Origin of the sequence: Aquibacillus albus (assembly GCF_016908325.1) — a bacterium.
GTDB lineage: Bacteria > Bacillota > Bacilli > Bacillales > Amphibacillaceae > Aquibacillus_A > Aquibacillus_A albus.
In genome coordinates this window covers 22,828-32,852 of the sequence record NZ_JAFBDR010000036.1, presented here as the reverse complement: position 1 = coordinate 32,852, position 10,025 = coordinate 22,828, and the positions used below count along the sequence as shown (strand labels likewise).

Here is a 10,025-nt window from a genome sequence, read left to right as displayed (position 1 = left end):
AGTGCTTGAACACCCATTTCCTTCATCAGTCTGTATACCCGTTTGTGATTGATTTGCTTTTTATATTCTTCATGAAGTTCATCGGTAATTCTAGGGTAACCGTATGTGTACCCTGTTTCCTTATAGATTTTTAGAATGATTGCTTTCACTTCTTCATCCTCTATTTCCTTTGCAGTCATAGGCCGTGACATTCTATTTAACCACTTGTAATAACCACTTCTAGATACATTCGCAATCGAACATAAATCATACACAGGATAAGTCTCAGAAAGGTTACAAATGATTTCAAATATATTTGCTCTCTTTAACTCTTTCCCTCCTTTCTGAGCATCACTAACTTTTTTAAATATGCATTTTCAGCCTCCAAAAACGCTATTCGCTCAACCAGGTCCTTCGGGTCTTCCCAATCATCCGTAGATATTGGTTCAGTCTTCTTTTTAATTTTTTCTCTAACTTCTTTTTTTCTTCTTTTTCTAGGTTTAGTGGCAAAAGCTTCGGAGCCTTCTTTCTCCACCTTCTTCACCCATTTTCTTACTGTTTCATCGCTTGGAATGTCAAAAGTTCGAGCAACACTTAAGTATCCTAAACCTTCATGATCATAGTAATACTGTACAACCTTTTCTTTAAATTCTTTCGGGTATCTTTTATTACTCACAAAAATCTCCCCTTATAGCGACAACGTAACACCCCACAAGTGCTGTGTCTACTATAAGGGGATAATATCACAGACCCCTAAACTACAACATCTAGTGACATTTTAATAATAAACACGAATTGCTGTAGTATAACGAGGGAGTCAAACCCTTATGGGACGGACAGATTCTTCTCACCTATACCCTCACTCCTCAGGGTTAGTGGCTGCATCAATCATTTGTTGAAGTTCTCTCGTATAATAGGTTCTTTCTTCTTTTTTCCAGTGAAGCACATCTCCCATATATGTTGATACTGGCTGCATGTTTTGTTTTACCCAATCTATGTTAAAAAATAAAGCTCCTGTCCGCCGAATAAAAAAGTCTATCGGTTTATAAATACATTCTTCTTCTATTGCATAACGTAACTGCGCAAAAACAAGAGGTGGGATACCTGCCTCTAATGCCTCATTTTTTAATTCATCATAACGATCAAACAATTTAGTTATATTTGCTCCATATCGATCAATAAGCAACTCAGCATCAGCTTGATCAATATCTAATTCCTTGGCTGTTTTCAACTGCTGTTGTTTAAAACGACCAAATCCCTTCGAACCACCTACTTCGCCTCCGGAAATAGGGATATTTTTTGTTTCAGATCTTGAATACAAAATACCTACTTCTGTTTTTAATTGTTTTACAATGACATCAATTACACTTTCTGCCATTTTCCGATAGCCAGTAAGCTTTCCACCTGCAATAGAAATTAACCCCGAATCCGATATAAAAATTTCATCCTTACGGGATATTTCATCAAGATTTTTTCCTTCCTCAAAAATAAGAGGTCTTAACCCTGCCCAACTAGACTCCACATCTTTCACATCGACAGATAAAGACGGAAACATATAATTCGTTGCATCCAGGAGGTAATCACGATCTTCAATAGTCATTGTTGGATGCGCAATATCCCCTTCATATTCCGTATCGGTCGTACCGACATAGGTTTTACCATCCCGAGGAATAGCAAAAATCATTCGTCCATCATGGTTGTCAAAGTATATAGCCTGCTTCAAAGGAAAAGTTGACTGATCAAAAACAAGATGAACACCTTTTGTTAAATAGAGTGTTTTTCCGTGTTTTGATCCATCTATTTCCCTAAGTTCATCGACCCATGGTCCAGCTGCATTGATTATTTTTTTAGCAAATATTTGATGCTGTTGACCATTTATTTGATCTTCCACAACAACTCCATTTACCTTATTGTTTTCATCATAAAGATAATCTGTGACTTTTGAATAATTGATTGCTCGAGCACCGTACTCCACTGCTTTTTTCAAAACTTCAATCGTGAGTCGGGCATCATCTGTCTTATATTCGACATAATAGCCTGCCCCCTTTAACTCCGATTTTTTTAACAAAGGTTCTTTATTCAATGTCTCTGTCGAAGATAACATTGCTCTTCTTTCATCTTTCTTCACCTTTGCCAAATAATCATACATTCGCAACCCTATTTTTGCTGCAAAAGGACCTACATTTCCGTTCTTATAAAATGGAAGTAACATCCATTCTGGTTTTGTCACATGAGGGCCATTTTCGTAGACGACAGCCCGTTCTTTTCCGACCTCAGCTACCATAGCCACCTCAAACTGTTGAAGGTAGCGAAGCCCACCATGAATCAGCTTTGTAGAACGACTCGATGTACCAGCTGCAAAGTCCTGCATCTCCACTAATCCTGTTTTTAATCCCCTAGTTGCTGCATCCAAGGCAATGCCGGCCCCAGTAATTCCTCCACCTATGATAAGAATATCCAACGGCTCATTGGTTAGATACTGATACGTATGGTCACGGTATAAATTAGAAAATGTCACCATTGCAGATTCCACTCCTTCATGAAAAGCCTAAGATTTCATTCATTTCACCAACACTATTTAAAAACGCGAGTTGCCTCGACAGCCTTTTTCCACCCCTTGTACAATTCATCTCTCTCTTGGCTATTCATCGCTGGTTTAAATGTTTGATCAATCTTCCATTGTTTCCGGATTTGGTCCTTACTTTCCCAAAAACCTACTGCTAATCCAGCTAAGTAAGCTGCGCCTAAGGCTGTTGTCTCATTTACTACTGGCCGTTCGACAGGAACTTCTAACATATCACTTTGGAATTGCATTAAGAAATTATTTTTTACAGCACCACCATCAACCCGCAATGCCTTTAAGTCAATCGAAGAGTCCTGAACCATTGCGTCTACGACATCCTTTGTTTGATAGGCAAGTGCTTCTAAAGTTGCTCGAATGACATGTTCTTTCTGTGTCGCTCTCGTTAAGCCGAACATCGCGCCTCGTGCATCACTATCCCAATAAGGGGTTCCCAAACCTACGAATGCAGGAACAAGGTAAACACCATCAGCACTCGTTACTCTCGTTGCATAGGATTCACTTTGTGGCGCCGACTTAATCATTCTCAATCCGTCACGTAACCATTGAATCGCGGAGCCTGCAACAAATACACTTCCTTCAAGGGCATACTCTACTTTGCCATCTATCCCCCAGGCAATGGTTGTTAATAGTCCATTTTTAGAGCGAACTGCTTTTTCACCCGTATTCATTAAAACGAAGCACCCGGTACCATACGTGTTTTTGACCATTCCTTCATCAAAACAAGCTTGCCCAAATAATGCTGCATGCTGGTCACCTGCCACACCTGAAATCGGTATGTTATGGCCAAAGAAGTGATAGTCAATTGTTTCACCATAAATTTCTGACGACGACCGAACCTCAGGTAACATCGTTTTTGGTATATCTAAAATGTTTAATAATTGGTCATCCCACTCCAATTCATGAATATTAAACAGTAATGTTCTAGACGCATTCGAGTAATCCGTAACGTGAACTTTACCACCTGTCAGCTTATAAATTAACCAAGTATCAATGGTTCCAAATAATAAGTCTCCTCGCTCAGCCTTTTCTCTAGCCCCGTCTACATGATCAAGTATCCATTTAACTTTCGTTCCAGAAAAATATGGATCTAACAACAACCCGGTTTTTTCATGAAATGTTTCCTGATAACCGTGATCAATTAATTCCTTACAAATGGAAGCTGTTTGCCTCGATTGCCATACAACTGCTTTATGGATAGGCTTGTGCGTATGTTTATCCCATACAACTGTTGTTTCCCGTTGATTTGTAATTCCAATACCCGTTATTTGTTTTGGCTGGACATCCGCTTTTCGAAGTACCTCTGCCATACAAGCTGTAATCGAAGTCCATATCTCATTTGCATCATGTTCGACCCATCCGGATTGAGGAAAAAATTGTTCGAATTCCCTTTGTGCTATCTCGACTATTTCTCCATTTCGATCAAAAAGAATCGCTCTCGAGCTTGTCGTCCCTTGATCAAGCGCCATCATAAATTTTTCCATTTCATTTCCTCCTTCTATTATTAACATGCAATTTCTAAGAGGATAATTGATATTTTTATGGAAAGTAGTACCTCATGGAGTTACTTATAGATATACAAAACTAGTAGATACGCCAAGTTGACAAATGATGTGCACCTACTAGTTCATGGATGATAATTATACTTATAGAGGATGTTAAAACTTATATTAATTTATTCGTGATCTAAAAGGTTATCTTGATTATTACGGTTTTCCATCTCTTCTTTGGTATAAATAACCTGCATTGGGTTTCCTCCAACAAATGTGCCCGCTGGAACATCTTTATGAACAAGCGTACCAGCAGATACAATGGCCCCATCGCCTATTGATACTCCGGGAAGGATGGTGCTATTTGCTCCAATCATTACTTCATTTCCGATAACTACGCTTCCTAAACGGTATTCTTTTATCAAATATTCATGTGCCAAAATCGTTGTATTGTAGCCAATCACCGAATTTTTTCCTACAGAGATTTTTTCAGGAAACATAATATCTAACATAACCATTAGTGCAAAAGCCGTTTCATGGCCAACTTCCATACGTAAAAAAGTACGGTACAACCAATTTTTTACCCCTAAAAAAGGGGTGTATCTCGCCAATTGTATGATGATAAAATTTTTGACTACCTTCCAAAAAGGAACCGTTTTGTAGATTTGCCATAAGGAATTCGCTTCCTTGACCCGGTATCGTTGCGTATTACGCATCCGTCATCCCCCTAAAATATCCAGCAAATCACTCATTTGATCAAGCATGTAGTCCGGTTGATAAGACTCTAATGCTTCTCTTCCCTTTAACGACCAAGCGACTCCTGCCGTTAAGGTACCAGCATTTTTACCTGATTCAATATCGTGATAATTATCACCGATCATCAACGTTGATGAGGGGGATGCATCTAGTTTTGTTAAAGCTTTGATAACTGGTTCTGGATGTGGTTTTGCGTGGTTTACATCTTCTAATCCGATAATGACTTCAAAGAAATCATCCATCCCAGTAAGCTTTAAACCTTTTATAGCAGTGTCCTTCATTTTCGTTGTGACAATGCCTAATTGGTATCCTTCTCTTTTTAATTGTTGAATGGTATCAATAACCGTAGGATAAGCTGTAACATAACTATCATGGTTTGCTAAGTTATGTTCCCGATATGTATTGACCATTTCCTCGACTTGTGTAGCATCTACTTGTTCGAAACTATCACGTAAAGGTGGTCCAATAAAATCAAATATTTCTGTACGGTCATAGTCTTTACCGGTATGCTGCTTTAGCGTATGGGTAAAGGACGCAATGATTAGTTCATTGGTATCAATTAATGTTCCGTCTAAATCAAATAGAATCGTACGAATGGTCATGAGTTTGCTCCTTTCTTCTCGTTGTTGATCTCTTCCAAATATAAGCAATCGCTGCGGTTAATACAATGGCTGTTGTTAATCGAATCAGTAATAATGGCCAGACAGGGATGCCTAGAGGGATAAATACGAGCGTATCCTCAACGACTGCGTGGCATGCTACAAGAAATATCATCGCTAAATACATATCTTTTTTTGATACGCCGTCCTCTTTAACTGCCTGAATCATTAAGCCTGCACCATAGGCTAAACCAATGGTTATCCCTGCTACTAATGTCATCGAAGCGTTTTTTTCCATACCTAACATACGTGTAAAAGGGACTAACCAATCGGATACTTTATTCATCCATCCTGACTCCCTAAAAAATTGGATGACGATCATTAACGGAATGACAATGAGTGCTAGCTGTACAATACTCATAAAGGCTGTTTGGAAACCTTGAAGCAGAATTTCCCCCCACCCATTTAGTTCTTGATTACTTTTTGAAATGAGGCCATACTGCGCAAGCTCGCCCCCGCCTTTCCAAACTAAATGAATAACAAATGCTGATATAATTGCTAAAGCAATACGAACGCCAATAACAATCGACCAGTTCACACCAACTTTTGAAGCAACCGATGACTCAATTAATAAATTATGTGAAAAGGAAAGCATAATGGCTAAAATAAACACTTCTTTAACGGTAAAATCAAACGATACAATCGCGCCGATTCCCGCATACAAACTAAGAAAATTTCCAACTACTAAAGGAACTGCGGCCTCTCCAGGTAAACCCAGCCATTTCATCAGAGGTGCTAACCAATCAACCATCCATTTTAAAAGTGGTGTGAATTGTAAGATGGTGACAATGACTGTTACAGGAAAAATGACTTTCCCTAATGTCCATGTCACATTTGCTCCTTGTTTTAATCCTCGCTGTAATACACCAAACAATGTTTATCCCCCATTTTGAATTGTCCCAAAAAGGAACTTTACTGGGACAAGGAACCTGTCCCCCTGTCCCTCTTTATATTTTCTTACCGTTATATTTTCTATTCGCTTGACCTGTTTTACGTCGATAAACGATAAGTACGATTGCCAGCACGATTAGTATGATTGATATTACTTGTGCTGTTCGTAAAGATCCGACGATATATAAACTATCTGTACGCATTCCTTCAATAAAGAAACGCCCAACAGAATACCAGATTACGTAACTTAAAAATACTTCCCCTCTTCTAGGATTATACCGACGCAATACTAATAGTAGAATCATACCTAAAATATTCCACATCGATTCGTATAAAAATGTCGGGTGATACATAATCCCACCTATACACATTTGGTTTGTAATGAAGTCAGGTAAGTACGTTAAAAAATTATTATATGTAGCTTCTGACACTGGTCCACCATGAGCCTCTTGGTTCATAAAATTGCCCCAGCGACCGATAGCTTGACCTAAAATAATACTAGGCGCTGCAATATCAGCAAGCTGCCAAAAGGAAACCTTCTTTACTCGGGCAAAAATAACTGCTGTAATTACTGCCCCAATGAGAGCACCATGAATGGCAATTCCACCTTCCCATATAGCAAAAATATCCCACCATGGTCCACCAACATATCGTTCCCACTCAAAAACAACATAGTAAATTCTTGCTGAAATAATTGCAATTGGAATTGCGAAAACAACTAAATCTACGAATAAGTCTTTTTTTAGACCAAGTCTGTCAGCTTCTCGAGTGGCTAACCATAATCCCAAAAAAGCACCTGTTGCAATAATGACCCCGTACCAGTACACGGTTAACGGCCCTAGCTCTAGAAATACTCGATCTAAACTTGGTGCACTACACGTCAATTTATTCACTCCTTAATCTAAATCTAAATCTACATTTGCCCCACTTTTTTCTTGTTCAATCATAGTCGTTAAACGCTCAGAAAATTCCTCAGCGGCATTCACTCCCATTCGCTTCAACCGGAAGTTCATGGCAGCCACTTCAATAATAACGGCAAGATTTCGCCCTGGTCTTACCGGCACCGTAGCCTTTGGAATCTCAACGTCTATAATTTTCATCGTATCCTCATCTAAACCAAGACGATCATATTGTTTCTTTTGATCCCATGCTTCTAAATTAATCACTAGTGAAATTTTCTTATAGGATCTAACAGAACCCGCACCAAATAAAGTCATAACATTAATAATACCTAATCCTCTAATTTCCAATAAATGCTCAATTAATGGCGGTGCAGTTCCGATTAATCGATCATAATCCTCCTGGCGAATTTCCACACTATCATCAGCGACTAATCGGTGTCCACGTTTAACTAATTCCAAGGCTGTCTCACTTTTACCTACTCCACTTTGACCTGTAATTAATACTCCTATCCCATAAATATCAACCAGGACACCATGAACTGCTGTAAAAGGTGCAAACTTTGCCTCTAAATAATTCGTAATCCTGCTAATCACTCTCGTTGTTTTGTAAGGAGACCGCATCAATGGAACCCCTGATTGATTACATTCACTTATCAACTCCTCAGGAATGTCCATCCCTCTCGTTATAACAATTCCAGGTGTTATATCCGTGCACAATCGAATCGCTCGATCACGTTTATCTTCTGTTTTCAAATCATAAAAATAAGATAATTCTGTTTTTCCTAGTAGCTGAAGTCTATCTTTTGGATAATATTTAAAATAACCCGCCATTTCAATTCCAGGTCTAGAGATATCACTCATAAATATTTCACGGTGAACGCCATCTTTACCCGCTACAAGTTCAAGCTCAAATTGATTTAATAAATCCTGTGTACGTACTTTAACCATTTTATTCCCCTCCATGTCTACCCTTATGGATTGCCTCATTGTATCCTATTGTAGCATTTTTTACTGTACATGTACTATGCTAAATAGTAAAAATAGCGTAGGGTGAGCACCTACGCTACTTATTTACTTAATAAAATGGTGTCTTTAATCAATCGGTTTAAGATCAACTGAAGAATCGACAAAATGATTGCAGCTAGTATGGCTGTTCCAAATCCGGTTATTACAAATGCATTTCCAATTAAAGCCTGTGTAATCATGAGTGTTATTGCATTGATAACAAACAAAAACAAACCTAGTGACAGAACAGTAATTGGAAGTGTCAAAATCACTAGTAAAGGACGCACGATTACATTTAAAACGGCTAAAATTAAGCTAGCAAGCAATGCCGTTCCAAACCCATCCAAATAAAAGGAATCAAAAAGTTGCGCAACAACAATAAGGGCAACCGCATTTAATACTAACGTAAGTAACCCACGTTTAATCAACGATAAACATCCCTTTCATTTGGAATAATAAAGATGGCCGCTAAATAAAGAAGAGCAATCGGAAAAAAGGCCGTAAAAATTATGGCGACTACAAAGATGAGTCGTATAATTGTAACATCGATCGAAAAGTATCTTGCTAATCCGCCTAATACACCAGCTAACATCCGATCTGTATTCGACCTTACTAATTTTTTGCTCACGCACATCTCCTCCTTATTGATTTGGAAATACCCAAATCGATCCTGTTTTCGTTTCAGCTTCTAAATGGAGTAATGCTTCTGAATTTTGGTTTGCTTCAAACAAAAGTGAGCGTTGTACCATATCTTTTTTTTGTTCAACAATCTTATAATCCATTAAATGACAATGGATGTTTCCGATGTTTGTTATCAATTTTCCATCTACTTTAACATCATTCGGTACATGGAGCCTTATATTGCCTGTCGTTGTTTTTAAAAATGCTGTATGTGGCTGCACTTCCTCCCAAGTACAATGAATACTGCCATTAACGACTTGCGCATCAACTTTATTATATTTACCATCTAATCGTACCGTGCCACTAATGGTTTCCGCTTCTATTTCTTCAGCTACACCTTTTTCTGCTTCAATTTTTCCATTAGCAGTTTCCAGACTAATTTTTTCACCATTCACATTTTCTAAAGCGATTGATCCATTCGTTGTTTTTGCACTAAACTGTCTTACTTCTATATGTTCCGCAGTAATTGGTCCATTAAACAGGTGTGCACTAACTTTGTCATACAATCTGTTCGGAATCTTTGCAATCACTTTTACCTTGATTTGTTTATCAGATAGGAAAAATTGCATCCTTCCATCTTCTAGAGAAAAATCAGCAGAAGACAAAAATTTATGTCGGGCCTCATCTTGATTTTCTACTTGATAAACCTTTGCTTCACATTCAACCCTTACATCGCCTTCATCCCAAGGTACTAATACTAAACTGCCATTTGATAGATCTATTTCAACATCCGAAAAATCTGCTTGGTTATTTTGGAATACATGCGAAACAGAGAAAAAAGGACCGAAATTAAAATCCAAATCAACATTTTTAATTTTCGTAAACGCTTCTTCCATAAAACTTAACACTTTCGCTCTTTTACTCTTTGATTGATGTGTTTGTTTTGAGCGATAGCTTTCACTTTTTTCCCAATCTACTTGTTCCGTTATACTATTATCTTGGTCATGTCGATGAGCTTTTTTATCAAGCTGGTCAAACAATTCCTCCGCTTCTTCAGAGCTAATGATTCCTTCTTCAACCATCTTTAAAATTTTTCTACGCTCTTCATTCATGCTGAAGCCTCCTTGTTTCCATAACGAGC

At 38.2% G+C, this 10,025-nt stretch carries 12 protein-coding genes; all 12 read right to left on the bottom strand.

Going from position 1 to position 10,025, the window contains the following annotated elements; all coding sequences use genetic code 11:
- Positions 1-191: IS3 family transposase (locus JOC48_RS19995; protein ID WP_204502184.1), on the bottom strand; the 191-nt coding region annotated here is incomplete at its 3' end.
- 113 nt (positions 192-304) lie between these two features.
- Positions 305-655: a transposase gene (locus tag JOC48_RS19990; RefSeq protein ID WP_204502183.1), complete on the bottom strand. Its 351-nt coding sequence runs from the start codon at positions 653-655 to the stop codon at positions 305-307.
- A gap of 183 nt (positions 656-838) precedes the next feature.
- A complete protein-coding gene (locus JOC48_RS19985) occupies positions 839-2,500 on the bottom strand; it encodes a glycerol-3-phosphate dehydrogenase/oxidase (RefSeq protein ID WP_204502182.1) in 1,662 nt (553 codons plus the stop codon).
- 53 nt (positions 2,501-2,553) lie between these two features.
- Positions 2,554-4,044 carry a glycerol kinase GlpK gene (glpK, locus tag JOC48_RS19980; RefSeq protein ID WP_204502181.1) on the bottom strand — a complete coding sequence of 497 codons (1,491 nt, stop codon included), beginning with the start codon at positions 4,042-4,044 and terminating at the stop codon, positions 2,554-2,556.
- Between the two features lie 191 nt (positions 4,045-4,235).
- Positions 4,236-4,766, bottom strand: coding sequence for an acyltransferase (locus JOC48_RS19975; RefSeq protein ID WP_204502180.1), 531 nt, complete (start codon positions 4,764-4,766; stop codon positions 4,236-4,238).
- A 3-nt stretch (positions 4,767-4,769) separates the two neighbouring features.
- A complete protein-coding gene (gene ppaX / locus JOC48_RS19970) occupies positions 4,770-5,408 on the bottom strand; it encodes a pyrophosphatase PpaX (RefSeq protein WP_204502179.1) in 639 nt (212 codons plus the stop codon).
- Positions 5,383-6,339 (bottom strand): nucleoside recognition domain-containing protein, encoded by a 957-nt coding sequence (locus JOC48_RS19965; RefSeq protein ID WP_204502178.1) that lies wholly within the window; start codon positions 6,337-6,339, stop codon positions 5,383-5,385. Before JOC48_RS19965 ends, ppaX begins: the two co-directional genes overlap by 26 nt.
- A 73-nt stretch (positions 6,340-6,412) precedes the next feature.
- Positions 6,413-7,240 carry a prolipoprotein diacylglyceryl transferase gene (gene lgt / locus JOC48_RS19960; protein WP_204502177.1) on the bottom strand — a complete coding sequence of 276 codons (828 nt, stop codon included), beginning with the start codon at positions 7,238-7,240 and terminating at the stop codon, positions 6,413-6,415.
- 12 nt (positions 7,241-7,252) lie between these two features.
- Positions 7,253-8,206: an HPr(Ser) kinase/phosphatase gene (hprK, locus tag JOC48_RS19955; RefSeq protein ID WP_204502176.1), complete on the bottom strand. Its 954-nt coding sequence runs from the start codon at positions 8,204-8,206 to the stop codon at positions 7,253-7,255.
- Positions 8,207-8,325: 119 nt separating this feature from the next.
- A complete protein-coding gene (locus JOC48_RS19950; protein ID WP_204502175.1) occupies positions 8,326-8,691 on the bottom strand; it encodes a phage holin family protein in 366 nt (121 codons plus the stop codon).
- Positions 8,688-8,891 (bottom strand): PspC domain-containing protein, encoded by a 204-nt coding sequence (locus JOC48_RS19945; RefSeq protein WP_420829236.1) that lies wholly within the window; start codon positions 8,889-8,891, stop codon positions 8,688-8,690. The genes JOC48_RS19950 and JOC48_RS19945 overlap by 4 nt, the downstream gene beginning before the upstream one ends.
- Positions 8,892-8,904: 13 nt before the next feature.
- Positions 8,905-9,996 carry a DUF4097 family beta strand repeat-containing protein gene (locus JOC48_RS19940; protein WP_204502173.1) on the bottom strand — a complete coding sequence of 364 codons (1,092 nt, stop codon included), beginning with the start codon at positions 9,994-9,996 and terminating at the stop codon, positions 8,905-8,907.
- Positions 9,997-10,025: the final 29 nt, after the last annotated feature.

Coding starts and splice junctions, on each gene's coding strand:
- JOC48_RS19940 (WP_204502173.1), bottom strand. CDS start 9,996: ATGAATGAAGAGCGTAGAAAAATTTTAAAGATGGTTGAAGAAGGAATC.
- hprK (WP_204502176.1), bottom strand. CDS start 8,206: ATGGTTAAAGTACGTACACAGGATTTATTAAATCAATTTGAGCTTGAA.
- JOC48_RS19975 (WP_204502180.1), bottom strand. CDS start 4,766: ATGCGTAATACGCAACGATACCGGGTCAAGGAAGCGAATTCCTTATGG.
- ppaX (WP_204502179.1), bottom strand. CDS start 5,408: ATGACCATTCGTACGATTCTATTTGATTTAGACGGAACATTAATTGAT.
- glpK (WP_204502181.1), bottom strand. CDS start 4,044: ATGGAAAAATTTATGATGGCGCTTGATCAAGGGACGACAAGCTCGAGA.
- JOC48_RS19985 (WP_204502182.1), bottom strand. CDS start 2,500: ATGGTGACATTTTCTAATTTATACCGTGACCATACGTATCAGTATCTA.